Annotated in this window: 25 protein-coding genes; 19 read left to right on the forward strand and 6 right to left on the reverse strand. The window is 72.9% G+C overall.

Going from position 1 to position 26,316, the window contains the following annotated elements:
* Window positions 1–101 precede the first annotated feature (101 nt).
* Window positions 102–290 carry a DUF397 domain-containing protein gene (locus tag ACGFQC_RS32605; RefSeq protein WP_363091841.1) on the reverse strand — a complete coding sequence of 63 codons (189 nt, stop codon included), beginning with the start codon at window positions 288–290 and terminating at the stop codon, window positions 102–104.
* A gap of 11 nt (window positions 291–301) precedes the next feature.
* The gene (locus ACGFQC_RS32610; RefSeq protein WP_363091842.1) at window positions 302–1,153 is read right to left on the reverse strand and encodes a helix-turn-helix transcriptional regulator; all 852 of its coding nucleotides are present in this window, start codon (window positions 1,151–1,153) and stop codon (window positions 302–304) included.
* 307 nt (window positions 1,154–1,460) lie between these two features.
* On the opposite strand from ACGFQC_RS32610, the gene ACGFQC_RS32615 reads away from it, so the two are divergent.
* The 3 genes from ACGFQC_RS32615 to ACGFQC_RS32625 all read left to right on the forward strand — a co-directional run bounded on the left by ACGFQC_RS32615 (window position 1,461) and on the right by ACGFQC_RS32625 (window position 2,849).
* Entirely contained in the window at window positions 1,461–1,988 is a 528-nt protein-coding gene (locus ACGFQC_RS32615; RefSeq protein WP_363091843.1) for an ATP-binding protein, read from the forward strand.
* A 145-nt stretch (window positions 1,989–2,133) separates the two neighbouring features.
* Entirely contained in the window at window positions 2,134–2,412 is a 279-nt protein-coding gene (locus ACGFQC_RS32620) for a hypothetical protein (protein ID WP_363091844.1), read from the forward strand.
* On the forward strand, window positions 2,409–2,849 hold the full coding sequence (locus ACGFQC_RS32625; protein WP_363091845.1) for a PIN domain-containing protein: 441 nt from the start codon (window positions 2,409–2,411) through the stop codon (window positions 2,847–2,849). The genes ACGFQC_RS32620 and ACGFQC_RS32625 overlap by 4 nt, the downstream gene beginning before the upstream one ends.
* A gap of 198 nt (window positions 2,850–3,047) precedes the next feature.
* Here the strand turns inward: ACGFQC_RS32625 and ACGFQC_RS32630 are convergent, their stop codons facing one another.
* Both ACGFQC_RS32630 and ACGFQC_RS32635 read right to left on the reverse strand, forming a co-directional pair.
* Window positions 3,048–3,830, reverse strand: coding sequence for an alpha/beta hydrolase (locus ACGFQC_RS32630; protein WP_363091846.1), 783 nt, complete (start codon window positions 3,828–3,830; stop codon window positions 3,048–3,050).
* Between the two features lie 38 nt (window positions 3,831–3,868).
* The gene (locus tag ACGFQC_RS32635; protein ID WP_363091847.1) at window positions 3,869–4,192 is read right to left on the reverse strand and encodes a DUF427 domain-containing protein; all 324 of its coding nucleotides are present in this window, start codon (window positions 4,190–4,192) and stop codon (window positions 3,869–3,871) included.
* A gap of 51 nt (window positions 4,193–4,243) precedes the next feature.
* On the opposite strand from ACGFQC_RS32635, the gene ACGFQC_RS32640 reads away from it, so the two are divergent.
* The 16 genes from ACGFQC_RS32640 to ACGFQC_RS32715 all read left to right on the forward strand — a co-directional run bounded on the left by ACGFQC_RS32640 (window position 4,244) and on the right by ACGFQC_RS32715 (window position 23,668).
* Window positions 4,244–4,783: a TIGR00730 family Rossman fold protein gene (locus tag ACGFQC_RS32640; protein ID WP_363091848.1), complete on the forward strand. Its 540-nt coding sequence runs from the start codon at window positions 4,244–4,246 to the stop codon at window positions 4,781–4,783.
* Window positions 4,784–4,829: 46 nt separating this feature from the next.
* Complete coding sequence (locus ACGFQC_RS32645) at window positions 4,830–5,528, forward strand: SDR family oxidoreductase (RefSeq protein ID WP_363091849.1); 699 nt, start codon at window positions 4,830–4,832, stop codon at window positions 5,526–5,528.
* Between the two features lie 96 nt (window positions 5,529–5,624).
* A complete protein-coding gene (locus ACGFQC_RS32650; protein WP_363091850.1) occupies window positions 5,625–6,665 on the forward strand; it encodes a methionine synthase in 1,041 nt (346 codons plus the stop codon).
* 15 nt (window positions 6,666–6,680) lie between these two features.
* The gene (gene ligA, locus ACGFQC_RS32655; protein ID WP_363091851.1) at window positions 6,681–8,876 is read left to right on the forward strand and encodes an NAD-dependent DNA ligase LigA; all 2,196 of its coding nucleotides are present in this window, start codon (window positions 6,681–6,683) and stop codon (window positions 8,874–8,876) included.
* 268 nt (window positions 8,877–9,144) lie between these two features.
* Window positions 9,145–11,451, forward strand: a complete 2,307-nt coding sequence (locus tag ACGFQC_RS32660; RefSeq protein ID WP_363091852.1) for a bifunctional diguanylate cyclase/phosphodiesterase — start codon at window positions 9,145–9,147, stop codon at window positions 11,449–11,451.
* Window positions 11,452–11,804: 353 nt separating this feature from the next.
* Window positions 11,805–12,101 carry an Asp-tRNA(Asn)/Glu-tRNA(Gln) amidotransferase subunit GatC gene (gatC, locus tag ACGFQC_RS32665; protein ID WP_018531282.1) on the forward strand — a complete coding sequence of 99 codons (297 nt, stop codon included), beginning with the start codon at window positions 11,805–11,807 and terminating at the stop codon, window positions 12,099–12,101.
* A gap of 5 nt (window positions 12,102–12,106) precedes the next feature.
* On the forward strand, window positions 12,107–13,600 hold the full coding sequence (gene gatA, locus ACGFQC_RS32670; RefSeq protein WP_363091853.1) for an Asp-tRNA(Asn)/Glu-tRNA(Gln) amidotransferase subunit GatA: 1,494 nt from the start codon (window positions 12,107–12,109) through the stop codon (window positions 13,598–13,600).
* On the forward strand, window positions 13,597–13,839 hold the full coding sequence (locus ACGFQC_RS32675; protein ID WP_363091854.1) for a hypothetical protein: 243 nt from the start codon (window positions 13,597–13,599) through the stop codon (window positions 13,837–13,839). The genes gatA and ACGFQC_RS32675 overlap by 4 nt, the downstream gene beginning before the upstream one ends.
* A gap of 15 nt (window positions 13,840–13,854) precedes the next feature.
* Window positions 13,855–15,369, forward strand: a complete 1,515-nt coding sequence (gene gatB, locus ACGFQC_RS32680; RefSeq protein ID WP_363091855.1) for an Asp-tRNA(Asn)/Glu-tRNA(Gln) amidotransferase subunit GatB — start codon at window positions 13,855–13,857, stop codon at window positions 15,367–15,369.
* A gap of 209 nt (window positions 15,370–15,578) precedes the next feature.
* Window positions 15,579–15,935: a hypothetical protein gene (locus ACGFQC_RS32685; RefSeq protein WP_363091889.1), complete on the forward strand. Its 357-nt coding sequence runs from the start codon at window positions 15,579–15,581 to the stop codon at window positions 15,933–15,935.
* 239 nt (window positions 15,936–16,174) lie between these two features.
* Window positions 16,175–18,403: an MMPL family transporter gene (locus tag ACGFQC_RS32690; RefSeq protein WP_363091856.1), complete on the forward strand. Its 2,229-nt coding sequence runs from the start codon at window positions 16,175–16,177 to the stop codon at window positions 18,401–18,403.
* Window positions 18,381–18,953, forward strand: coding sequence for a GNAT family protein (locus ACGFQC_RS32695; protein ID WP_363091857.1), 573 nt, complete (start codon window positions 18,381–18,383; stop codon window positions 18,951–18,953). Before ACGFQC_RS32690 ends, ACGFQC_RS32695 begins: the two co-directional genes overlap by 23 nt.
* 35 nt (window positions 18,954–18,988) lie before the next feature.
* Window positions 18,989–19,660: a hypothetical protein gene (locus ACGFQC_RS32700; RefSeq protein WP_363091858.1), complete on the forward strand. Its 672-nt coding sequence runs from the start codon at window positions 18,989–18,991 to the stop codon at window positions 19,658–19,660.
* A 116-nt stretch (window positions 19,661–19,776) separates the two neighbouring features.
* Window positions 19,777–20,070 carry a hypothetical protein gene (locus ACGFQC_RS32705; RefSeq protein WP_363091859.1) on the forward strand — a complete coding sequence of 98 codons (294 nt, stop codon included), beginning with the start codon at window positions 19,777–19,779 and terminating at the stop codon, window positions 20,068–20,070.
* Between the two features lie 266 nt (window positions 20,071–20,336).
* Entirely contained in the window at window positions 20,337–23,381 is a 3,045-nt protein-coding gene (locus tag ACGFQC_RS32710) for an AAA family ATPase (protein WP_363091860.1), read from the forward strand.
* Window positions 23,382–23,416: 35 nt separating this feature from the next.
* Window positions 23,417–23,668 (forward strand): DUF6191 domain-containing protein, encoded by a 252-nt coding sequence (locus ACGFQC_RS32715; protein ID WP_363091861.1) that lies wholly within the window; start codon window positions 23,417–23,419, stop codon window positions 23,666–23,668.
* A 28-nt stretch (window positions 23,669–23,696) separates the two neighbouring features.
* On the opposite strand, the gene ACGFQC_RS32720 is transcribed toward ACGFQC_RS32715, so the two are convergent.
* Both ACGFQC_RS32720 and ACGFQC_RS32725 read right to left on the reverse strand, forming a co-directional pair.
* Complete coding sequence (locus tag ACGFQC_RS32720) at window positions 23,697–24,836, reverse strand: PQQ-dependent sugar dehydrogenase (protein ID WP_363091890.1); 1,140 nt, start codon at window positions 24,834–24,836, stop codon at window positions 23,697–23,699.
* A gap of 423 nt (window positions 24,837–25,259) precedes the next feature.
* The gene (locus ACGFQC_RS32725; protein WP_363091862.1) at window positions 25,260–26,258 is read right to left on the reverse strand and encodes an aldo/keto reductase; all 999 of its coding nucleotides are present in this window, start codon (window positions 26,256–26,258) and stop codon (window positions 25,260–25,262) included.
* Window positions 26,259–26,316 lie beyond the last annotated feature (58 nt).

The following is a 26,316-nucleotide window of genomic DNA, read 5'->3' on the forward strand; positions in this document are numbered from 1 at the left end:
TGACAGCGCGCCGGATCCCCTGCTGGGGTCGGCCCACCGGCAGCGCGACCTACTGAGCGAAGCCGGAACCCGGGCCGCAGGCCGCTGCGCCGAGGCACGGCTCAGCCTCCGAGTCCCGCCTTCACACCCCGCACCAGCGCTCCCAGCACAGCCCGGTCCGTGTTCAGCACGCGGGCCGGGCTCTCGCTCTCCCGGAGAGCTATGTTCTCGGGGCCCGGCGCGGCTATCTCGACGCAGGCGTTGCCCGAGGCCTCCGAGTACGAGGACTTGATCCACTTCAACCTGGTCAATGGGGCACCTCTTACCGCTCTCTGGCAATCTCAAGGATGCGGTTCCTCGACTCATCCGGATTCAACGCCACCTGTTCGACCAAGTCCAGCCGCCGACGGAAGTTGGACAGTTGAGTCGGCGAGTCGAAGAAGACCGCACCGATGGGTGAGTCCACCTCGACCGTGTCGAGACGGGAGTTTGCGGCAGCGGCGTACATCACAGTGTCCCCGGCCATGGGAAAACCTTCGGCCGCGAGTGGAATCACCAGCAGCCGGACGTTGGGGCGTTCGCTCTCCTCCAGGAGACGGCTCAACTGGGCCTTGGCCACTTTGTCGCCACCGATCCGGAGGTGGAGGGCAGCCTCGTAGATCAAGCCCACGTACGGTACGGCGAGGTCGCCTGCCACCACGTCATGCCGTGCCAGGCGATGGGCCACACGCAGCTCGACCTCCAGTCGCGGCAATGCGGGGACGAAGAGGTCGAACAACGCGCGGGCGTGCTCCTCGGTCTGGAAGAGGCCGGGGATGTGCGCAGTCTGAAGAGTGCGCAGGCTTGTGGCGTGGTGCTCAAGCTCGGACACGTCCAGAAAGTCCGGCGGGATCTTGCCGCGGTACTCGTCCCACCAGCCCCTCGTGCGTCCTCCCGTCATGTCGGCAAGGGCGTCGATCAACGCGCTGTCGTCGCACTCGTAGATGCTTGCCAGTCGGCGTAGACGTTGCACGCTGATGCCGAAGCGGCCCGACTCGATGTTGGAGATCATCGTGCGGTCCACTCCCAGCCGCTCGGCGGCGACGGGGGCGGACATGCCGACAGAGTCACGAAGCCGGCGAAGCTCAGCGCCGAAGCGTCGCTGACGAATCGTGGGTGCGTGCCGTGGGGCCATAGCTCAACTCCTTGTTTGCGCGCACAGTTTGGCGATCCCGACGAGCCGCCGTCCACGGAAACCCTAGAGGTCATCCGTTTTAGTGAATGGGGTAGCACCCGTTTTAGTGCCGTGGTTAGCCTGTGACTCAGGCCACTCCCTCCTGCCCGCCCAGCGGAAGTGCACCGGACCTCACCGCCCATCCGGAAGGCGGCAGGCGTCCCGGCAGAGACACCGCGCAGGGCACGGAACGGGAGCGCGCTGCCACGCCGTGCGCGACTCACATCCGCGCACTCACCACACGACCTCGCACCAGCGGAGGTGCTGCATGACACGTCCCCCCACAGTCCTCACCCCTCACGCCGATGATCCCGAACCCTTTCCCCATCCAACGCCCCTCCCCTTCACCGCCCCCTGGAGCTACGAGCTCCACTTCCCCTGCGACCCCCGCGCCCCCGGCGTCGCCCGTCTCACCCTCCGGGCCGTCCTCACCGCCCACGGCCTCGCCGAACTCGTCGAGCGGGCGGAGCTGCTGACGTCGGAACTCGCGACGAACTCGGTGCGGCACACCAAGGGGCCCGCGTTCGTCCGCCTGCACTGGCTGGACCCCGTACTCCGTGTCAGCGTCTGGGACATGGCCCCCGACCTGCCGCCGATGGTCTCGTCCCCGGTCGTACCGACGTGCGCCGACGGAGGGCGCGGCCTGCTGATCCTCGACCTGCTCGCGGACCGCTGGGGCGGCTGCGGCACGGGCGAGGGGCCGTACGGACCGGCAGGCAAGACGATCTGGTTCGAACTCGCCCTTCCGCCAGGCCCACCATCCGGGAGTGGTTCCGTGCCTGGGCTCGCCGCTTGACCGGCGGAACGGTCCGGAGCGGTGTTCTTGTGCTCAGGGAGGGGAACGCGCCGCGGTCCGGTCGCGTGGGCCCATCGGATTCGGATCATTTGCGCTCGACCCCTGGCATATAGAGTCGGAACAGTCGGAGCCAAAGGAGCATCCAATGATCTCGGCAGCAGACAGCCAGGCCCTGCCGCCCCAGGGCCCTGAGCCGATCCAGGCTCATGTCACGGTCTCGGGCGCGATGGCAGGCGTCCTTCGCGACCTCGCCGCCCTCGACGGACGCACCCCCGAGGCGCTCGCCATCGAATGGGCCGCGGGGAAGCTCGTCATCCCCGAGGGAACCGTCGGTGACGCGGTTGAGGAGTGGGGGATCTTCGACGGGCCGCCCGACCTGGCAAGTCGGGTGCACGAATACCTGCGGGGCGGAAGCTCTACGTGACCGAGCCCGTCAACCTCGCCGTTGCCGACACCAGCGTGTTGCTCGCGGCCTTCAACCGTCGCGACGATCGGCACCAGGACGGAATCGATGCCTTCGGGGCGGCCAAGATTCTCGTCCTGTCCCCTCTCGTGCTCGCCGAACTCGACTATCTCCTTCATCAACAGGCCTCTGAGAAGGAAGCCGTAGAGGCCGTATCCCGCTTGCGGGCCCTCGTCGGGACGGGTTATGCGCGCATCCCCGTCGTCGACGGGAAGCTCCTCGGTGAGGCGGAGAAAATCCAGCGTGACTACATGGGGCAGGCGATCGGCCTGACCGATGCAGTCAACGCATGTCTGGCCTGGCGGCTCCAGTTGCCCATGATTCTGTCCTTCGACAACCACTACCGGATCATCGCTCCACGGCGATCGGGCGAGCGGCCACTGGACGTACGGCCCTGATGGAAGTTGCCGGGCGACAGAGACCTGGTGCCGTAGCCGTTCGGCCAGGAGTTGTGGCGCGGAGTAGCGTGAGGCGCTTTCCTGCCGATGACGGCAACCGATTCCGATTCCGGAGGAGCCGCTACGCGCGGGTGACGTGACGGGGAGGACCGCGCCGCCGCCACCCGCGCGTGGGCTGCCGTCGTATGACCGTTCGCCCTACGGCGCGAAGAACTCCGCCAGCACAGGTGCCAGCACGTTCGGGTCCACCATGTGGGTCTGGTCCGGCAGGGTGCGGTAGGTGCCCTCGGGCGCCGCGTCCGCGACCGTCTCGGCAGCCCGGCGCATCCAGTCCGGGCTGGCCGAGCCGGCCAGGGACAGGACCGGGACGGTGATCGAGGCCAGCCGCTCCCGGGGGACCAGGCCGTCGCCCATGACGGCGTCGTCGTAGGCCAGGGTGGGGGCGATGGCCTCCATGGCGGGCCACATCGGGGACTGGCGGGCGCCGCGGATCATCTCCTCCGCGAGGCCCGTCAGGCGCAGGAACAGTTCCACCGCGTCACCGCGGCGGTCCTGTTCCAGTGCCTCCGTCAGATTCCGGGTGTACGCGGCACGTTCCTCGGCGCCGCCCTCCGAGAAATCCGCGAACGGCACCTCGTACACCGCCACCCGGCTCACCGGCAGCCCGGCGGCCGCCGCCTCCAGGGCCAGCGCGCCGCCCGAGGAGACGCCGTACAGGGCTGCCTCCCCGCCCGCCGCCTCGATCAGCGCCGCCAGGTCCTCGACCTCGCGCTCCACCGCGTACGGCGCCGTGTCGCCGCTCTCGCCGCGGCCCCGGCGGTCGTACCAGTAGGCGGTGCGGTGCCGGGCGAGGAGCCCGGCCAGGGGCGCCACCGTGCCGCCCGTCGACATCGCCCCGCTCACCAGGATGACCGCGGGGCCCTGCCCGGCGCGGGCGTACGCGAGGGAGGTGCCGTCACGGGAAAGGGTCTTCTTGTCCATGTCTGTGCAGACTGCCCCAGGACGCGGGAGTTATCTGCCTACGACACTTCCGGTTCGTAGAAGCACAGGTGGTCCCTGATCTGTTCGACGTCCGGTTTCGGGTCGGGATACGCCCACACGAGGTCGGGCGCGTCCGGCAGCGACCAGTAGGACGCCGTGCCCTTGAACGGGCAGTAGGTGTGGGTGTCGGAGGGGGTGAGGAGGTCCAGGCGTACGTCCTCGGCGGGGAGGTAGTAGCGCACCGGGCAGCCGGTCTCCCTGAGGACCAGGGGCCGGTCCGTCTCGGCCAGCACCTGGTCCCCGTGGACGACCCGCACGTGCCGGGTGCCCTGCTCGATCGTGATCGTGTGTCCGTCGGCCATGACAGTGACAGCACGCGCGGGCCGCCGGTTCTTCCCGCGTACCGTGACCGCATGCGCATCTGTGTCTTCCTCTCCGCCGCCGACCTCGACGACCGCTACACCCGTCCCGCCCGCGAGTTCGCCGAACTGCTCGGCAAGGGCGGGCACACCCTCGTGTGGGGCGGCTCCGACGTGGGGCTGATGAAGGTGGTCGCCGACGGCGTGCAGGAGGCGGGCGGCCGGCTCTGCGGAGTCTCCGTGGGTTTCCTCGCGGCCAAGGCCCGGCCCGGCGCCGACGAGATGGTGATCGCGGACGACCTCGCCGAGCGCAAGCGGCTGCTCCTGGAGAAGGCCGACGCGGTGGTGATCATGGTGGGCGGGACGGGGACGCTGGACGAGGCCACCGAGATCCTGGAACTGAAGAAGCACGGCCACACCGACATGCCCGTCGTCCTGCTGAACACCGCCGGCTTCTACGACGGCCTGAAGGAGCAGTTCCGGCGCATGGAGGCCGAGGGGTTCCTGCCCCGGCCCCTGACGGACCTGGTGTTCTTCGCGGAGGAGCCGGTCGGGGCGCTCGCTTACCTGGAGGAGAGCCGGGGCGTCTCCTGAACCGCCGGGGCGTCTCCTGAACCGGTGGACCGGCGGTGATGCGAGCATGGCGACCATGGCTACTCATGTGATCACCGGGGCGGGCTCCGGCATCGGCGCGGCCGTCGCCCGCCGGCTCCACGCGCGCGGGGACGACCTCGTGCTGCACGCGCGGGACGCGGGGCGGGCGAAGGAACTGGCGGCGGACTTCCCGGGGGCGCGGACCCTGGTCGGTGACCTCGCGGACCCCGACAAGCTCAGCTGGGCCTTCTCCCACCAGACGTTGCCGGAGCGGGTGGACTCGCTGCTGCACGTCGCCGGCGTCGTCGACCTCGGGCCGGTCGGTGAGCTGACCCCCAGGTCGTGGCGCCACCAGCTCAACGTCAACCTCGTCGCCCCCGCCGAGCTGACCCGGCACTTCCTGCCGCAACTGCGGGCGGCCCGCGGGCACGTGGTGTTCGTCAACTCCGGTGCGGGGCTGCGGGCGAGCGCCGACTGGTCGGCCTACGCCGCCTCCAAGCACGGACTGAAGGCGCTGGCGGACTCCCTGCGCGCGGAGGAGCACGGGAACGGGGTGCGGGTCACCTCCGTCTACCCGGGCCGTACGGCCAGTCCCATGCAGGCCAAGGTCCACCAGCAGGAGGGGAAGGCGTACGACCCCGGGGAGTGGATCGATCCCGAGTCGGTCGCGACGACGATCCTCATGGCGGTCGACCTGCCGCGGGACGCGGAGGTCAACGACCTGACGGTGCGGCCGGGCCGGTAGCGGGGTCTCCTCACCACGGGGGTGCGTGGGAATCAAGGTGGTGCGTGGTAATCAAGAGGGTGCGCGGGACCACGGGGGTGCGTGGGGACCACGGGGATGCGTGGGGCCGCCTCCGGAGTACGTAGGCTTCCGCCCGTGAACGCACACTTCAGGTTCGGGCCCGCGACGGGGATCGGTTCGATGCCCGGCGGTGACGCCAGGGAGGCCGCCAGGACGGTCGCCGGGTCCTTCGAGGACTTCCCCTTCCTCGCCGAACTGCCCGGCAGGGGCCCCGGCGCCGACATGATCGGCCGCACCGCCGGCATGCTCGTCGAGCTGTACGCGCGCGTGGAGCCCAGCGGCTGGCGGCTCGGTGACCGTCCCGGCAGGGACACCCGGCGGGCCGTGTCCTGGCTGCGGGAGGACCTCGACGCCCTGGAGGAGGCCACCCAGGGCTTCGAGGGGCAGCTGAAGGTGCAGGCCGTCGGCCCGTGGAGCCTCGCCGCCGCCCTTGAGCTGCGGGGCGGCGAGGCCGTCCTCTCCGACACCGGTGCCTGCCGCGACCTCGCCGCCTCCCTCGCGGAGGGCCTGCGCCTGCACCTCGCCGAGGTGAGGCGCCGGGTGCCGGGCGCCCAGGTCGTCCTCCAGCTCGACGAACCCTCCCTCACCGCAGTGCTGCTCGGCCGCGTCAGGTCCGCCAGCGGCTACCGCACGTACCGCGCCGTGGACCGCCAGGTCGTCGAGGCCACGCTGCGCGAGGCCGTGGGAGTGCACGACGGCGGCCCCGTCGTGGTGCACTCGTGCGCGCCCGACGTCCCGTTCGCCCTGCTGCGCCGGGCCGGTGCGACGGCCGTCTCGTTCGACTTCTCGCTCCTGACCGAGCGTGACGACGAGGCGATCGGCGAGGCGGTGGAGGCGGGCACCCGGCTGTTCGCCGGTGTCGTGCCGGGCACGGACGCCGCGTTGTCGGACCCTGCCGGTAGCGTCATGGGTGTCAGGACGCTGTGGCGCAGGCTGGGGCTGCGACCGGACCTCCTCGCGGAGGCCGTGACGGTCACCCCGGCGTGCGGCCTCGCCGGGGCTTCCCCCGCGTACGCGCGGCAGGCCCTCGCCCACTGCGTCCGGGCGGCGAGATCCCTCGCGGACAACCCAGAGTAACGGGAGGACGACACGGTGGCGGGCGACAGGCAAGCGGAGACGGCGGTGCCCACGGAGGCACGGGAGCAGCACGCGCAGCTCGCCGAGCAGATCGAGGAGCACCGCTTCCGGTACTACGTGAAGGACGCCCCCGTCATCAGCGACGCGGAGTTCGACCGCCTGCTGCGCTCCCTGGAGGCGGTGGAGGAGCGGTACCCCGAGCTGCGCACCCCCGACTCGCCCACCCAGAAGGTCTCGGGCGCGTACGAGACGGACTTCACCGCCGTCCAGCACCGCGAGCGCATGCTCTCGCTGGACAACGCCTTCGACGACCTGGAGCTGGCCGCCTGGGCCGAGCGCGTCCACAAGGACGTCGGCGCCTCCGCGTACCACTTCCTGTGCGAGCTGAAGGTCGACGGCCTGGCCGTCAACCTGACGTACGAGAACGGGCGGCTCACCCGTGCGGCCACCCGCGGCGACGGCCGCACGGGCGAGGACATCACGCCCAACGTGCGCACCATCGCGGACATCCCCGACCGGCTGACCGGCAACGGCGTCCCGTCCCTCGTCGAGATCCGCGGCGAGGTCTACTTCCCGATGGAGAAGTTCGAGGAGCTGAACGCCCGTCTGGTCGAGGCCGGCGACAAGCCCTTCGCCAACCCGCGCAACGCGGCGGCCGGTTCCCTGCGCCAGAAGGACCCGCGCGTCACCGCCACCCGCCCCCTGCACATGGTGGTCCACGGCATCGGCGCCCTGGAGGGGTACGAGGGCCTCGCCCGCCTCTCCGAGGCGTACGATCTCCTCGAGTCCTGGGGCCTGCCCACCTCCCGGCACAACAAGGTGGTCGACGGCCTCGACGGCGTACGGGAGTTCATCGCGTACTACGGCGAGAACCGGCACTCCGTGGAGCACGAGATCGACGGTGTCGTCGTCAAGCTCGACGAGATCCGGCTGCAGGGGCGGCTCGGCTCCACGGCCCGTGCGCCGCGCTGGGCGATCGCCTACAAGTACGCGCCGGAGGAGGTCAACACCAAGCTCCTCAACATCCGCGTGGGTGTGGGCCGCACCGGCCGCGTCACGCCGTACGCGCAGGTCGAGCCGGTGACCGTGGCCGGTTCCGAGGTCGAGTTCGCGACCCTGCACAACCAGGACGTCGTCAGGGCCAAGGGCGTCCTCATCGGCGACACCGTGGTGCTGCGCAAGGCCGGCGACGTCATCCCGGAGATCCTCGGACCGGTCGCCGACCTGCGGGACGGCAGCGAGCGCGCGTTCGTGATGCCGTCCGAGTGCCCCGAGTGCGGCACACCGCTGCGGCCGATGAAGGAGGCCGACGTCGACCTGCGGTGCCCCAACGCCCGCGCGTGTCCGGCCCAGTTGCGCGAACGGCTCTTCTACCTCGCGGGCCGCAAGGCCCTGGACATCGACCACTTCGGGTACGTCGCCGCCGCGGCCCTCACCAAGCCGTTGGAGCCCGCGGAGCCGCCGCTCGCCGACGAGGGCGACCTGTTCGACCTCACCATCGAGCAGTTGCTGCCGATCAAGGCGTACGTCCTCGACCAGGACAGCGGTCTGCCCAAGCGGGACCCGAAGACCGGCGAGGAGAAGATCGCCACCGTCTTCGCCAACCAGCAGGGCGAGCCGAAGAAGAACGCGCTCGCCATGCTGGACACCATCGCGGCCGCCAAGGACCGCCCGCTGGCCCGCGTCCTCACCGGTCTGTCCATCCGGCACGTGGGTCCGGTCGCGGCCGAGGCGCTGGCCCGCGAGTTCCGCTCCATCGACCGCATCGAGCAGGCGACCGAGGAGGAGCTGGCCGGCACCGACGGCGTCGGCCCGATCATCGCGGCCTCCCTCAAGGAGTGGTTCGCCGAGGACTGGCACCGCGAGATCCTCCGCAAGTGGAAGGCCGCCGGCGTCCGCATGGAGGAGGAGGGCTCCGGCGAGGACGAGGGTCCGCGTCCGCTGGAGGGCCTCACCGTCGTGGTCACCGGCACCCTGGAGCACTTCACCCGGGACGGCGCCAAGGACGCCCTGCAGAGCCGCGGGGCGAAGGTGACCGGATCGGTGTCGAAGAAGACCTCGTTCGTCGTCGTGGGTGACAGCCCCGGATCGAAGTACGACAAGGCGGTGCAGCTCAAGGTTCCGGTGCTGGACGAGGACGGCTTCACGGTCCTGCTCGAACAGGGGCCGGAGGCGGCCGCCGAAGTCGCCCTGCCGGCCGACGGGTCATGAGGACCGGCGGTCGAAGACCACCCGATCGGCGCATACCGGACGCTTACGGGTGCCGGGGGCGCATTCGGGCAACCGTCGACGACCGCTGCCCGTGGAAGCCTTCCGCGGCCTACTGTTGAGAAGTGCGCCCGCCGTGCCCCCGCCGCGGCCGGGGCATCCCCCCGCTCCTGACGGGCGGGGGCAAGGGTCTTCCAACGCGGCGCCCGCGCAAGGCCGTCGGGCGGCGGACCGCGTGGCGTGGGCACCGCCGGCTGTGAGAGGGACGGGAATGGAACCGACCGAGAGCGCCGCCCCGGACACTGGGCTGCCCCGGCGCCGGGTCACCGACGCCTGGTGGGGCAGCCGGTGGGTGGCGTGGTCAGAGCGGCCCCCGGGCGAACCGGCCCGCGCCGGCGACCCGCTCACCCGGACGGACCCGCTCACCCGGACGGACCCGCTCACCCGGACGGACTCGCTCACCCGGACGGACCAGCGTGCTCCCGCCCCGTTCCCGCCCGGCACCGGCGCCGTCGGGCCGTACGGCGCCGACGCGGAACGGCACCCGTCCTGGCCCGCGCTCCCGGCGGCCGTCGTCGCGGCCGCCGGGTTCGCCCTCGGCGCCGCCTTCTACCGGGCCTTCACCACCAGCCACGCGCTGTTCCCGTCCGGCACCGTCGGCTGGTCGCTGGCCGTCCTGACCGGCATCGTCGTCGGCCACCTCGTCCTGCTCGGCCGGGCCCGCTGGTGGGGCGGCACCGGCTCCGGAGCCGCCCTCACCCTCGCCGTCCTGCTGCTCTACGGCTGGCTGCCCGCCGGTCTGGTCAGCCTCACCGTCGTCGTCCTGGTCGGCATAGCCCGCCGCCACCGCTGGCGGCAGGGCATACTCCACGGCGCGGTGGACATCCTCGGCATCGGCGCGGGCGCGCTGCTGCTGGCCGCGTGCGGGCCGGTGCCGTCCGTCGAGCGGCCCTGGACCCCCGACACCTGGACGCTCTACACCGCGCCCCAGGTGGTGCTGGTCGCCGTCGCCTACCTCGCCGTCACCCGCGTCCTGCTCTGGTATTTGCACACGCCCCGCACCGGCAGGCTGCCCACCGTCGCCCGTACGGCCCTGCTCAGACAGGGCCTGGTCGCCGCCGCCCTGCTGGGCATAGCCCCGCTGGTGTGCGTCGTCGCCGTGGCCGAGCCGGTCCTGCTGCCGCTGTTCGCCATCCCGCTCGTCGCCCTCGACTCCACACTGTGGATGGCCCGCGCCCGCGCCGAGGAGCAGTTGCGCGACCCGCTCACCGGACTGCCGAACCGGCAGTGGCTCGGGGAGCGGATCTGGACCGCCCTCGACGACGCCGAACGCATCGGCGCCCGCGCGGCGCTCATGCTGATCGACCTCGACCGGTTCCGGTCGGTCAACGACACGCTCGGCCATCTCGCCGGGGACCGGCTGCTGCTCCAGATCGCCGACCGGCTCCGGCTGGCCCTCCCGCGCGGGGCCGAGGTCGCCCGGCTCGGCGGCGACGAGTTCGCCGTCTTACTGCCCGTGGCCGACTCCACGACCTCCGCGACCCGCGTCGCCCGCGGACTCGTCGCCGACCTCGGCTCACCGCTCGACCTCGACGGGCTCACCCTCGTCCTGGAGGCCAGCGCCGGAGTCGCCGTCTTCCCCGACCACGCACTCGACGCGGAGGGGCTGCTGCGGCGGGCGGACGTGGCGATGTACCAGGCCAAACGGGACCGTACGGGCGTCGAGGTCTACGAGTCCAAGCGCGACTCCAACACACCCGACCGGCTCGGTCTGCTGGGCGACCTGCGCCGTGCGCTCGACGCGCACGAGGTCCAGCTCCACTACCAGCCCAAGGTCCGCTTCGACGGACAGGTCGCCGGGCTCGAGGCGCTGGTGCGGTGGGTCCACCCCGAGCGGGGGAGGGTGCCGCCGGACGAGTTCATAGCGATCGCCGAGTCCTCCGGGCTGATGCCCCACCTCACCGAGTACGTGCTGGACACGGCCCTCGCCCAGGTCGCCCGGTGGCGCGCCGAGGGCCTGCACGTGCCCGTCGCGGTCAACGTCTCCCCGCGTGACGTGCACACCCCCGGATTCGCCGGCTCCGTCGCGGCGCGGCTCGCGCGGCACGGGGTGCCCGCGGCGGCGCTCCAGCTCGAGATCACGGAACACGTCCTCCTCGAGGACCCACAGCGCGCCGCCGACACCCTCAACGCGCTCACCGGACACGGCGTGAAGATGTCCCTCGACGACTTCGGCACCGGCTACTCCTCGCTGGTCCACCTACGGCGCCTGCCGGTGAGCGAGCTGAAGATCGACCGGTCCTTCGTGGCCCGGCTGGCGGTGGACACCGAGGACGCGGAGATCGTGCGCTGCACGGTCGACCTCGCGCACTCCCTCGGGCTGCTCGTGGTCGCGGAGGGCGTCGAGGACGACGAGACGTGGGAGCGGCTGCGCGACCTCGGCTGCGATGCCGTGCAGGGATGGCTGGTCGCGGCGGCGATGCCGCCGGAGGAGACCACGGCGTGGCTGCGGGCCCGCGGGTCGCGGGGCTGGCAGCGGCCCGCGGCGGCGGCGTTGCCGGTGGCGTCCGAGGAGTGATCCCCCCGCCCGTCCGGCCGGGCGAGGGTGTCCCTTCCCGGCAGCGGTGCCTCACCGTCGGTGTCCCCGCGCGGCGGTTCGGGTGCGCCGGGTCCGGGAGCCCCGCCCGCCTGTCCGTTCCGCCGGCCGGGGGACGCCCCTCCCCGGCAGTGGCGTTCCGCCGTCGGCACCCCGGCCCGGCTGTCGGCCCGCCCGTGGCGCGCACCCGCCCGTGGCGCGTCCGCCGAGGACCGCACCGAAGGCCCTGCCGAGGACCGCGCCGGGGCCGCCCGGCGAACCGTTTAACGGGGACGCGCCGCCTCCCCATAGGATTGGGGCCCAAAGCACACTCACTCACCCCAGAGGAACGCTGCATGCCTGGCATCACGCGCGAGGAGGTCGCCCACCTCGCCCGGCTGGCGCGTCTGGAGCTGAAGCCCGAAGAGCTCGACCACTTCGCGGGACAGCTGGACGACATCATCGGCGCGGTCGCCCGCGTCAGCGAGGTCGCCGACCAAGACGTACCGCCGACCTCGCACCCGCTCCCGCTGACCAACGTCATGCGCGCGGACGAGGTCCGTCCGTCGCTCACCCCCGAGCAGGCGCTCTCCGGCGCCCCGGCCCAGGAGCAGCAGCGTTTCAAGGTGCCGCAGATCCTGGGGGAGGACTAACCGCAATGACGGACATCATCAAGCTCACCGCGGCCGAGATCGCCGCGCGGATCGCCTCCGGTGACCTCACGGCCGTCGAGGTCACCGAGGCCCACCTGGCCCGCATCGAGGCCGTCGACGAGAAGGTGCACGCCTTCCTGCACGTCGACCGCGAGGGCGCGCTGGCCCAGGCCCGCGCCGTCGACGAGAAGCGGGCCCGCGGCGAGAAGCTCGGCCCGCTCGCCGGCGTCCCCCTGGCGCTCAAGGACATCTTCACCACCGAGGGCATCCCGACGACCGTCGGCTCGAAGATCCTCGAGGGCTGGATCCCGCCGTACGACGCGACGCTCACCAAGCGGCTGAAGGCCGCCGACGTCGTCATCCTCGGCAAGACCAACATGGACGAGTTCGCCATGGGGTCCTCGACGGAGAACAGCGCGTTCGGCCCCACCGGCAACCCCTGGGACCTCACCCGCATCCCCGGCGGCTCCGGCGGCGGTTCCTCCGCCGCCCTCGCCTCCTACGAGGCCCCCCTCGCCATCGGCACCGACACCGGCGGCTCCATCCGCCAGCCGGCCGCCGTCACCGGCACGGTCGGTGTGAAGCCGACGTACGGCGCGGTGTCCCGCTACGGCATGGTCGCCTTCTCGTCCTCCCTCGACCAGGGCGGGCCCTGCGCGCGCACCGTCCTCGACGCCGCCCTGCTGCACGAGGTCATCGCCGGGCACGACCCGCTCGACTCCACCTCCATCGACGCCCCGGTCCCGCCGGTCGTCGAGGCCGCCCTGAGCGGCAGCGTGGCGGGCATGCGCGTCGGCGTCGTCAAGCAGTTCCGCGGCGAGGGCTACCAGGCCGGCGTCATCCAGCGGTTCGACGAGTCCGTCGCGCTGCTGAGGGAACTGGGCGCCGAGATCGTCGAGCTGGACTGCCCGTCCTTCGACCTGGCGCTGTCGGCGTACTACCTGATCGCGCCCTCCGAGTGCTCCTCCAACCTCGCCCGCTTCGACGGCCTGCGCTACGGCGTCCGCACCGGCGACGACGGCACGCGCTCCGCCGAGGACGTGACCTCCCTCACCCGTGAGGCGGGCTTCGGCCCCGAGGTCAAGCGCCGCATCATGCTCGGCACGTACGCCCTGTCGAGCGGCTACTACGACGCCTACTACGGCTCCGCCCAGAAGGTCCGCACGCTCATCACGCGCGACTTCGAGAAGGCCTTCGAGCAGGTCGACGTGATCGTCTCGCCGACCACGCCCACCACCGCCTTCCCGATCGGCGAACGCGCCGACGACCCGATGGCGATGTACCTGGCCGACCTGTGCACCATCCCCACCAACCTGGCGGGCAACGCGGCCATGTCGCTGCCCTGCGGTCTCGCCCCCGAGGACAACCTCCCCGTCGGCCTCCAGATCATCGCCCCGGCGCTGAAGGACGACAGGCTCTACAAGGTCGGCGCCGCCGTCGAGGCCGCCTTCGTGGAAAGGTGGGGGCACCCGCTGCTCGAGGAGGCTCCGTCGCTGTGAGCAAGACACTGTCCAAGGCCAAGGGCTTCAAGAAGTCCAAGTCCGGTCTCTACGTCGCGATGGCCACGTCGGCCTTCGGCGCGATCGGCGTCGTCAAGCAGATCAGGAAGGCCCGGACCGACAGCGACACGCTGCGGTTGCTGGACGCCGTCGTGACCGGCGCGGCGGTCGTCACCAACCTGGCCATTCTCTACCGCGAGCTGAAGCGGCTGGGCGACGACGACGTCCTGCTGGGCTGAGAGGGAAGTTTCACCGTGACCACCACGACCGACCTGGTGTCGTACGAGGACGCGCTGGCGTCGTACGACCCCGTCATGGGCCTCGAGGTCCATGTCGAACTCGGCACCAAGACCAAGATGTTCTGCGGCTGCTCGACCGAGTTGGGTGCCGAGCCCAACTCGCAGACCTGCCCGGTCTGCCTCGGCATGCCCGGCGCGCTCCCCGTCGTCAACGCGACCGGCGTCGAGTCCGCGATCAGGATCGGTCTCGCACTGAACTGCGAGATCGCCGAGTGGTGCCGTTTCGCCCGGAAGAACTACTTCTATCCGGACATGCCGAAGAACTTCCAGACCTCCCAGTACGACGAGCCGATCGCCTTCAACGGCTACCTCGACGTGCAGCTGGAGGACGGCGAGACCTTCCGGGTGGAGATCGAGCGCGCCCACATGGAGGAGGACACCGGCAAGTCGACCCACGTGGGCGGCGCGACCGGCCGCATCCACGGCGCGTCCCACTCCCTGCTGGACTACAACCGCGCCGGCATCCCGCTCATCGAGATCGTCACCAAGCCGATCGAGGGCGCCGGGGAGCGCGCCCCCGAGGTGGCCAAGGCCTACGTCCGTGAACTGCGCGAGGTCATCAAGGCGCTCGGCGTCTCTGAGGCCCGCATGGAGATGGGCCAGATGCGCTGCGACGTGAACCTGTCGCTGCGCCCGCACGGCACCGAGAAGTTCGGCACCCGCTCGGAGACGAAGAACGTCAACTCGCTGCGGTCCGTGGAACGCGCGGCCCGCTTCGAGATCCAGCGGCACGCCGCCGTACTGAACGGCGGCGGGACGATCGTGCAGGAGACCCGGCACTTCCACGAGGACACCGGGTCGACGACCTCGGGCCGCGTGAAGGAGGAGGCCGAGGACTACCGGTACTTCCCGGAGCCGGACCTGGTGCCGGTGGTTCCCTCGCGCGAGTGGGTCGAGGAGATCCGCGCCGGTCTGCCCGAACTGCCGCTGGCCCGCCGCAACCGCCTGGTGGCGGAGTGGGGCATCTCGGCCACGGACATGCAGGCCATCCTCAACGCCGGTGCGCTGGAACTGATCGTCGCCACCATCGACGCCGGTGCCGACGCCGCCTCCGCCCGCAAGTGGTGGATGGGCGAACTGGCGCGCAGCGCCAACGAGTCCGGCACGGCGCTGGACGAACTGGCCATCACGCCCGAGCAGGTCGCCCGCGTCGCCGAACTGGTGAGCAAGGGCGACCTGAACGACAAGCTGGCCCGCCAGGTCATCGAGGGCGTCCTCGCGGGCGAGGGCACCCCGGACGAGGTCGTCGACAAGCGCGGGCTGAAGGTCGTCTCCGACGACTCGGCGCTCGGCACGGCGGTCGACGAGGCCATCGCCGGCAACCCGGGCGTCGCCGACAAGATCCGCGGCGGCAAGGTGGCCGCGGCCGGTGCCCTGGTCGGCGCGGTCATGAAGGCCACGCGCGGCCAGGCCGACGCGGCCCGCGTCAAGGAGCTGATCCTGGAGAAGCTGGGCGTCAGCGAGGGCTGAGCCCGGACCCCGGTCCCTCGGGGGGATGCGCCGACCTGGGCGCATCCCCCTTCTCCGTCTCCGGGACCGAGGCGCTACGCTCGCCCGCCATGAGTGGACGTACCGACTCCGACACCCAGGACGGCATACGGACCGACGCGACCGAGGCGCACGACACGGACGGCATGCCCCGTCCCGACCCGCGCGCCGGAGGCACCGGCGCGGACGGCATGCCCGGTCCCGACCCGCGCGCCGGAGGCACCGGCGCGGACGACCCCGACGCCCGGGAGCACGACGCCGGGGAGCACGACGCCCGGGAGGACGACGACGAGTACGCCGGTGAGGACGCCCGGCGGGCCCGCTGGACGGCGGCCGGCACCGGCGCCCTGCTCACCCTCGCCGGGTTCGCCGCGGCCGTCCTGCGCCTCACCGGCTCCGCCCCGGCCCTGGTGCCCGCCGCCTACGCCCTGGGCGCCGCCGTGTGCGCGCTCGCCGCGCTGCTGGGCTCCCGCGGCCGCACCCGGCGCGCGCTGTGGCTGCTGATCGTCGGGGTGATGGTGATGGCCGTCGGCGACCAGTCGGACTGACGGGGCGCGGGACCGACCCGGCCTGCCGGACCTCGCCGGACGGCGGGCATCCACCGGAGTGTGCCGTTGTCCCTCCGTGACCTTTCTCGCTCTGCTGTGAATAAGCCCACGAACCGCTCAAACGATCATCTTCGCCTGCAAGAGTGACCTTGATTTGCTCATGCGTTCTTTGCGGGCTGTTCCTTCCGTGTGCGGATGTTCCCGGTCAAAGATCCTCATAGTTCCCGGGAGCACGTTTCGTGGCAGCCCTTGCACAATGGTGTGTCCGGCATCGCCTCCTCGCGGTCCTGCTCTGGCTCCTCGCCCTCGGCGGCACGGCCGGCGCCGCCGTGGTCGCGGGATCGTCGTACTCCAACGACTACGACGTCCCCGGCACCGAGTCCGGCCGGGCCGCCCGGCTGCTCGCGGAGGGTTTCCCCGGCCTCGGCGGTGACAGCGACACCGTCGTCTGGCACACCGGCTCGGGCACCGTCCGCGCCGCCGCCGTCGAACAGACCATGACCCGCACCCTCGCGAGGATCGCGGACCTCCCCGGCGTCGCCTCCGTCGCCGGCCCCTACGACGACCAGGGCGCCGACCGGATCAGCGGCGACGGCCGCACGGCGTACGCCACCGTCACCTTCGAGGACAGCGCCGAGAACATCGACCGGGGCGAGGCGCGGGCCGTCGTCGACACCGCCGCGTCCGCGCGGACGGAGGGGCTCCGGGTGGAGCTGGGCGGCAGCGCCGTCGCGCTCACCGAGTCCTCCGGCGGGCACCTCGCCGAGGTCGTCGGCGTGGCCGTCGCCGCCGTCGTGCTGTTCCTCGCCTTCGGCTCGCTCGCCGCATCGCTGCTGCCCATCGCCACCGCCCTGGTCGGCGTCGGCACCGCCTACGCGGGGATCGTGCTGCTGGGGCACGCCATGACCGTCGCCGACTTCGCGCCCATGCTGGGCGTGCTCGTCGGCCTCGGGGTCGGCATCGACTACGCGCTGTTCATCGTCACCCGGCACCGGCGCGGCCTCAAACGCGGGCTGCCGGTCGCCGAGGCCGCCGTGAACGCCGTCGCCACCACCGGACGGGCCGTCGTCTTCGCGGGCGCGACCGTGTGCATCGCGCTGCTCGGCATGCTGATCCTGCGCCTGGACTTCCTCAACGGCGTGGCGATCGCGGCCTCCCTGACCGTCGTCCTGACGGTCGCCGCCTCCGTCACCCTGCTGCCCGCCCTGCTGTCCCTCATCGGCCCGCGCGCCCTCGGCCGCCGCGAACGGCGCCGCCTCGCCGAACACGGGCCCGAACCCGAACTGCCGGCCGGCTTCGCCGCCCGCTGGTCGGCGTTCGTGGAGCGCCGGCCGAAGCTGCTCGGCGCGCTGGCCCTCACCGTGATCGCCGGGCTCGCCCTGCCCACGCTCTCCCTCCGCCTCGGCACCTCCGACCAGGGGAACCGCCCCGAGTCCACCACCACCCGCCAGGCCTACGACCTCCTCTCCGAAGGCTTCGGCCCCGGCGTCAACGGCCCGCTCACCCTGGTCACCCGCGTCGCCGGCGCCGAGGACCGGCTCGCCCTGGACAACCTCGACGCCACCCTGCGCGGCACCGAGGGCGTGGCCGCCGTGACCCCGGCGACCTACGGCGCGGGCGGGGACACCGCGTACCTCACCGTCGTACCGGAGTCCGCGCCGCAGTCGGGGCGCACCAGCGACCTCGTCGACCTGCTGCGCGACGAGGTGCTGCCGCGGGCCGAGGCGGGTACCTCCCTCGACGTGCAGGTGGGCGGGGTGACCGCCGGCTACGACGACTTCGCGGAGGTCATCGTCGGCAAGCTGCCGCTGTTCGTCGGCGTCGTCGTCGGCCTCGGCTGCCTGCTGCTCCTGCTCGCCTTCCGCTCCCTCGGCATACCGGTCAAGGCCGCCGTGATGAACGTGGCCGCCGTCGCCGCCGCCTTCGGGGTCGTCGTCATGGTCTTCCAGTGGGGCTGGGGGAGCGAGGCGCTGGGCCTGGGCCGGGCCGGACCGATCGAGCCCTTCCTTCCCGTGATCATGGTCTCGGTCCTCTTCGGACTCTCCATGGACTACCAGGTCTTCCTGGTCAGCCGGATGTACGAGGAGTGGCTGGAGACCGGCGACAACCGGCGGGCCGTGCGCGTCGGGCTCGCCGAGACCAGCCGGGTGATCAACTCCGCCGCGGTCATCATGATCTCCGTCTTCCTCGCCTTCGTCCTCAGCGGCGACCGGGTGATCGCCATGTTCGGCATCGCGCTGGCCGCCGCCGTCGCCCTCGACGCGTTCGTCCTGCGCACCCTCCTCGTGCCCGCGCTGATGCACCTGCTCGGCGGCGCCAACTGGTGGCTGCCCCGCTGGCTCGACCGGCGGCTGCCGCGGATCAGCATCGAGCCTCCCGAGTGCCGGGCCGCCCATGAGAGGCTCACCGGGGTCGTGGCGGAACTGGAGAGGGAGCGACAGCCGGATGTACGCGATACCGCTGGGTGACGGCGCCGAACTGCGGCCCCTGGAGCCCTGGCACGACGAGGAGTTCCTGAGGCACCTGGAGCGCGGGCGGGAGTTCATCAACCAGTACATCCCGTTCGCCGCCAGGGCCACCGACGTGCCCGGGGCCCGCGAGGTGCTCCAGCGGTACGCCGACATGCGCGCCGCCGACACCGGTTCGCTGCACGGCATCTGGCTGGCGGGCGAGCTGGTCGGCGGCGTGCTCTTCCTGAACTTCGACGCCGGGCAGGCGAACTGCGAGGTCGGCTGCTGGCTCGAGCCCGCCGGAACCGGGCGCGGCCTCGTCACGCGCGCGATGCGGGTGCTCATCGACCACGCCGTCGGACAGCGCGGCATCCACCGCGTCGAGTGGGTCGCCTCCGCGGGCAACGTGCCCAGCCTCAACGTCGCCCGGCGGCTCGGATTCACCCGCGACGGCGTGCGCCGCGAGGCCCACCCCCACCGCGGGGTGCGCCACGACCTGGAAGTGTGGTCCGTGCTGGCCCACGAGTGGCGGGCGGCACGTGCGCGTGCCGCTCACAGCGATCATTAAGAGACGTCTCAGAAAGCGTCCGTACGGTGCGGGACATGGGAACCAGGACAGTTGACGAGACCGGTGCCGGCACGGGTGCCGAGGCCGCCGAGGCGAAGCGCGACGAGGAGGCGGTGGACGTCACCGAGGTCGACGCGGTGGACGTCACCGAGGCCGACGTGAAGGACGGGGCGATGCCGACGCCGGCCGCCGAGCCCACCGAAAGTGTGCGGGACAGCGACGACGGCGACAGTGACGACGGCGACAGTGACGACGGCGAGGACGGCGGGGCCCGCGAGGAGATCGGGGACGGCGCCGGCGTCGAGGAGAGCCGCCCGGCCGTCGGCCTGGGCGCCGGCGCCGTCGTCTCCGCCGCGCTCGGCCTGGTGTCGCTCAGCGGCGGTTGGATCGGGACCGTCGCCTCCGCGCGCCAGACCCTGGTCGGCCAGCTGGAGACGTCGTCGACCGCGAGCGTCGCCCAGCAGGTCCAGGCCGTCTACGGCGACGCCTGGCAGACCACCGCCCTGTGGGCCGGCCTGTTCGCGCTGGCGGCGCTCGTCACCGGCGTCGTGGTGCTGGCCCGGCCCGCCTTCGGCGACCCCGGCAGGGTGCAGGCCCCCTGGATCAGGTCCGTCGCCTGGGCGGGCGTCACGCTGGGAGTGATCGGCCTGCTCCTGGCCGTCCTCAAGTACACCGACGCCCTGCTCGGACTGCCGTCCGCCGGCTGAGCCGGCGCGGTTCACGAGGGGTCCCAGGACGGCCGGTAAGCACCTTACGGCCGTGCCGGGGGCCCCTCCCGCGCGTCTAAGGCCCCGCCCGGGCCCGAAGATGCGGAACTCTCCCGATGTGGCGGACCCCCCTGGGAGACGAAGGTCGAGGCATCGAGAGCGTCGCGGCGAGCGGCGCCGGATCCACCGACCTCCAGGGGAGAACCACCGTGTACGAGTACGAGATCCAGCAGGCCCGTTCCGCCGAACTGCTCCGCCGTGCCGCGGAGGAGCGGCTGGCCCGCGAGGCCGTCCGCGGCCGCCGCGCCGCACGCCGGGAGGCCGCGGAGCGGGCCGCCCGCACCGCGGCCCCCGAGAGCGAACCGCATACCCACCGCCCCCGCCGGCCGCGGTCCGCCCGGACCGCGTGAACACCGGGGCACGGCAGGACGGCCGCACGGGGACCGGCCGCCCTGCCACGCCCGCGACCTCGCCGGTGACGACTGTCGCCGTGCCGACGACGACCACCTCGCCGGCGCGGACGACCGCGCCGGCGATCAAGACGTGGTCGCCGACCACGACCGCGCCGCCGACCACGACCGCGCCGCCGACCACGACCGCGCCGCCGACCACGACCGCGCCGCCGACCACGACCGCGCCCCCGATAACGACTGGGCCCCCGTCGCACCGCCGTGCGATGCTCGCCCCCGTGGAGAACAGGTCCGTCAGCCCCGTCTTCGTCGGCCGTACCGACGAGTTGGACACCCTGGACGACGCGCTCGACCGCGCCGCCGCGGGAGAGCCGCAGGCCCTGCTGATCGGTGGCGAGGCCGGGGTCGGCAAGACCCGGCTCGTCGAGGAGTTCGCCACCGCCGCCGACCGCCGGGGAGCCGTCGTCGCGCTGGGCGGCTGTGTCGAGATCGGCGCCGACGGGCTGCCCTTCGCTCCTTTCTCCACCGCGCTGCGCGCCCTGCGCCGGGCCCTGCCGGACGACCTGGCCGCCGCCGCGGCCGGCCAGGAGGGGGAACTCGCCCGGCTGCTGCCCGAGGTGGGGGAGACGGGCGGAGGCCGGCACGACGAGGAGAGCATGGCCCGCCTCTTCGAACTCACCGCCCGTCTCCTGGAGCGCGTCGCCGCCGACCGCACCGTCGTGGTGGCCCTGGAGGACCTGCACTGGGCCGACGCCTCCACCCGCCACCTCCTCTCCTACCTGCTGCGCACCCTGCGCACCGGCCGCCTCGTCGTCCTCGCCACCTACCGCTCCGACGACATCCACCGCCGTCACCCGCTACGCCCCCTGCTCGCCGAACTCGACCGGCTGCGCACCGTCCGCCGCCTTGAACTCGCCCGCCTCACCCGCGAGGAGGTCGGCCGCCAGATCGCCGGCATCCTCGCCGCCGAACCCGACCCCGCCCAGGTCGACGCCATCTTCGAACGCTCCGACGGCAACGCCTTCTTCGTCGAGGAACTCGCCGTCGCCGCCCACGAGGGCTGCCGCACCGGCCTCACCGACACCCTGCGCGACCTGCTCCTGGTCCGCGTCGAGGCGCTGCCGGACAGCGCCCAGAAAGTCGCCCGGATCGTCGCCGAGGGCGGCTCCACCGTCGAGTACCGGCTGCTCGCCGCCGTCGCCCGGCTCACCGAGGACGACCTCATCGAGGCCCTGCGCGCCGCCGTCGGCGCCAACCTCCTGCTCGCCGCCCCCGGCGGCGACGGCTACCGCTTCCGCCATTCCCTGGTCCGCGAGGCCGTCGGCGACGACCTGCTGCCCGGCGAACGCTCCCGCCTCAACCGGCGCTACGCCGAAGCCCTGGAGACCGACCCGACGCTGGTGCCCGCCGACGAACGCGTCACCCGCCTGGCCAGCTACTGGTACCACGCCCACGACCCGGCCAAGGCCCTCCCCGCCGTCCTCGACGCCTCCGTCACCGCCCGCTCCCGCCACGCCTACAGCGAGCAACTGCGGCTCCTGGAACGCGCGATGGAACTGTGGGACGCCGCCCCCGAGGACGTACGGCACCGGCTGCGCCCCCTCGACTACGCCGAGGCCTACCCCGCCTGCGGCTGCGATCCGGACACCACCCCGCTGCGCTACCTCGACCTCATGGCCGAGGCCGCCGTCGCCGGCCGCCTGTGCGGCGAACGCGAACGCGCCCTGAAGATCACCAAACGGGCGCTGCGCCTCCTGGAGGACGACGACGACCCGCTGCGCACGGCCTGGTTCTGGGTGCAGCGCTCCCGGCTGACGCGCTCGCTGGGCCGGGGCAGCGGCCGGGAGGAGCTGACCACCGCACAGGACCTGGTGCGCGGCCTGCCGCCCAGCGAGGTGCACGCCGAGGTGCTCACCCACGTCGCCAACTGGACCATGCTGCACGCCCCCGGACCCGACGCCTACGCCGCCGCCGAGCACGCCGTGGAGTACGCCCGCATGGTCGGCGTCCGCGAGATCGAACTCGACGCCCGCCAGATCCTCGGCGTCCTCATGGTCGACGCCGGCCACGTCGAGACCGGCCTCACGGAGCTGTACGACGTCAAGGGCCGGGCGCTCGCGGAGAACATCCCGTCCGTCGCGCTGAACGCCTACGTCAACCTCCCCTCCGAACTCGAAGCGGTCGGTCGCTCCGGCGAGGCCCTGCCGATCCTGGAGGAGGGCGTCGCCTACGCGCGACGGCACGGACTGTCCGAGACGGAGGCCTGGGTCTGGGGAAACCTCGCCGAGTCCCTGCTGTCGCTGGGCCGCTGGGACGAGGCGGACCGCGCCTGCGCCACCGTCGGCCGCATCGGCCAGGGCGTGGGCATCCGGGGCGGCCATGCCTGCCTGCGGGCCGAACTCGCCCTGCACCGCGGCGACCACGCCGAGGCCGGACGTCAACTGGCCCTGGCCCAGGAGTACTTCGGTTCCCACGGTCGCGCGCCCCAGCACGACCTCCCCCTCACCCGCCTCGCCATCGCCCTCGCCGCCGCCGAGGGCCGCCTCCCCGACGCCCGCGCCCACCTCACCCGCGCCCTCGACCGGGGCTTCCCGCCCGGCGCCCAGCGGTACGCCTGGCCCCTCCTCCTCACCGCGACCGCCGCCGAGGGCGACGCCCGCGGCCTGCCTGCCACCGAACGGGGCCGCGCCGAACTCCTCGAACGCGTCCGGGGGGCCGCGAAGAAGACCGTCGCCGTCGTCCCCGTCTGGCGGGCCCACGAGCTCTGGCTGCGCGCCGAGCTGCTGCGCGCCGAGGGCCGCGGCGGCCCGCAGGACTGGGCGGCGGCGGTCGCCGCCTTCGAGCCGTTGGAGCGCCCCTACGACCTCGCCCGCACCCGGTACCGCCTGGCCGAGGCCCTGCTGACCGAGGGCGGTGACGACGAGCGCGACCGCGCCGCCGAACTGCTCCGCCTCGCCCACGCCGTCGCCGCCCACCTCGGCGCCCGCCCGCTCGGCGACGCCGTCGGCCGGCTCGGCCGGCGCGCCCGGCTGCCCCTCACGCACGGTCCCCGCCGGGCCCCGGCCGCCACCGACCCCGTCGAGGCCCTCGGCCTCACCGGCCGGGAACGCGACGTCCTGCGCCTGGTCTCGGCCGGCCGCACCAACCGCCAGATCGCCGGGGAACTCTTCATCTCCCCGAAGACGGCGAGCGTGCACGTCTCCAACATCCTGGCCAAGCTCGGCGTCTCCGGGCGGGGCGAGGCGGCGGCGGTGGCCCACCGGCTGGGACTCTTCCCGGCCGACGCCCTCCAGGCGCCGCCCGCGCGGTGAGGCGTACGCTGGCGGGAACCGGCAGGGGAGGCGCCGTGTTCAACCTGTTCGAGGAACTGTTCGCACCCGGCCGGGGGCACACCCGCGACGAGCAGAACCGCCTGGAGCTGACCAGGGAGGACGTCGGCGACGCCGACCCCGGACACGGGCCGATAGACCTCGGGTCCGGAAAGGTCGTCGTGCGACCGCCCGATCCCGCGGACGAGACGGACGCGGCCCCGACGGACGCAACACCGACGGACGCGGCCCCGACGGACGATGCCCCGACGCGGGAGCCCCGCGGCTGAGAGCGAGGTCCCCGGGCGCCCGTACGCCTCAGCTCACCTCCAGCTCCAGGATCCGGTCGTCGCCCTTCTTCGGCGTGCCCCGGCCGTCGGTGTTGCTGGTCGTCACCCACAGCTTGTCGCCGCCCGCCGCCACCACGGTCCGCAGCCTGCCGTACTCACCCTCCAGGAACGCCTGCGGGTCGGCCGACGCCGCCGTGCCCTTCAGCGGGACGCGCCACAGGCGCTGCCCCCGCAGACCCGCCAGCCACATCGAGCCCTCGGCGTACGCGACACCGCTGGGCGAGGCCTCGTCGGTGCTCCACTGGGCCACCGGATCGCGGTACTTCGCGGCGCCGGACCTTCCCTCGGCCTCCGGCCAGCCGTAGTTGCCGCCCGGCACGATCGCGTTCAGCTCGTCCCAGGTGTTCTGGCCGAACTCGGCGGCGAACAGGCGCTGCTTCGCGTCCCAGGCGAGGCCCTGCACATTGCGGTGGCCGTACGAGTACACCGGGGAGTCGGGGAAGGGGTTGCCCGTGGCCGGTTCGCCCTCCGGGGTCAGCCGCAGGATCTTGCCGCCCAGGGAGTCCTTGTCCTGGGACAGACCCTGCTGTCCGCTCTCGCCGGTGCCCACGTACAGCATCCGGTCCGGGCCGAAGGCGATGCGCCCGCCGTTGTGGATCATGCCCTTGGGGATGCCCCGGAAGACCGTGTCCGGCGCGCCCAGCTGCTCGCCGGCGGGCCGGTCGGCGTCGTACAGCATGCGTACGACGCGGTTGTCGGACGCCGAGGTGAAGTAGGCGTAGACCATGTGGTCCGAGGCGTAGTCCGGGGACAGGGCGATGCCGAGCAGGCCGCCCTCACCGGCCGCCGAGACGCCCGGTACCTCGCCCAGCTCGGTCTTCCCGCCGCCGTCCGTGTCGACCAGGGTGATCGTCCCCCGGTCGCGGGAGGCCACGAGCAGGCCGCCCTCGGGGAGCGGCGCGAGGCCCCAGGGGGTGTCCAGCCCCTCGGCGACGGTACGCACCACCTCGACCGTGCCCTTCGCGGGCGGGGTCTCCTCGGCCGCCGGCGAGGAGCCCGCGGCCGTGGGGCTGGCCGACGGGCTCGGGGCGGCCCCCGGGGCCCCTCCGCCGTCGGAGGAGCAGCCCGCCGTCAGCAGGAGCACACTCGCGGCCAGTACGGCCGTCACTGCGCGACGTTGCACGATCTTGGTCCCTTCGACGCGGCGGTCCAGCGGCAGGTTCTCCTTGTCATACACCGCTCGCGCCCCACGAGTTCCCGATCTCCGGAACCCGATGCGGCACCGGTCCCGATGCGGCACCGGTCCCGATGCGGCACCGGTCCCGACCCGGCACCGGTCCCGACCCGACCCGGCACCGGCACCGGTCCAGATTCGGCACCGGCCCCCCGCCGTGCCGACGGCCTCGACGCGGCGCCCGCCCCGCCTTCCGCGTGGCACCGGTCCCGCCTTCCGTGCGGCACCGGTCCCGCCTTCCGTGCGGCACCGGCTCCCCGACGTGCCGACGGCCTTGACGCGGCACCGGCCCCGCCTTCCGTGCGGCGCCGGCTACCCCCGGACTCCGCCTTCGCCGCGGCCGCGGTGCCACCGTCCTCAGTCCCACGACCCCTGAGCCGCGGGCAGCGCCGCCACTTCGGCCAGGTCCCGCCCGGTCAGCCGCAGCCGGGCCGAGTCCGCGTTCTGCGCCACCCACCGCTCCTGCTTGGCCCCCGGCACCGGCACCACGTGCCGGCCCTGCGCCAGCACCCAGGCCAGCGCCACCTGCGCGGCCGTCACGTCCTCGCCGTGCCGGGCCGCCACCCGGCGCAGACCGACGACGATCGGCTGGTTCGCGGCCATCATCTCGGCGGTGAACCGGGGGTGCCGGGCCCGCATGTCATCGCGTTCGAAGCCCTCGCCGGGGGTCAGCGTGCCGGTGAGGAAACCATTCCCCAGGGGCATGGCCGCGAGGAAGCCGATGCCGCGCGCCTCGCACCACGGCAGCAGCGCGTCCAGTGCCTCCGGCGACCACACCGACAGCTCCGCCTCCACCGCGCTCACCGGGAAGACCTGCTGCACCCGCAGCAGCTGCCGGATCGTCGCGTCGTACAGCCGACCGCCCGCACGGCGCCCGCCGCGCGCGCCCACCGCGCACAGCCCCAACGCCCGTACCTTGCCCGCCCGGACCAGGTCGGCCATCGCGCCCCAGGTCTCCTCGACCGGGACCTCGGGATCGGCGCGGTGCAACTGGTAGAGGTCGATGACGTCCGTCTGGAGCCGCCGCAGGGACGCGTCGCACGCCCGTCTCACGTACCCGGGGCGGCCGTTGGCCACGACGTGCTGGTCGCCGACCAGCAGCCCCACCTTCGTCGACACGAACGCGTCCCCGCGCCGCTCCTTCAACACCCGCCCCAGCAGAAGCTCGTTGGTGAACGGCCCGTACATGTCCGCGGTGTCCAGCAGGGAGACACCCAGGTCCAGCGCCCGGTGCAGCGCCCGCAGCGACTCGTCGCCCCGCTGCCGCGACCCGCTGTACCCCCAACTCATCGGCATGCACCCGAGTCCGACGGCCCCCACCGCGAGCGCCGCCGCGCCGATCGTCCTGCGCTCCACCTGCTCGTGACCCTCCCTCGCCCGGCCCACCAACCTAACCTCTGCACGCGCGCGTGCC

This window comes from Streptomyces sp. NPDC048734 (assembly GCF_043198675.1).
In the GTDB taxonomy this organism is placed as follows: Bacteria; Actinomycetota; Actinomycetes; order Streptomycetales; family Streptomycetaceae; genus Streptomyces.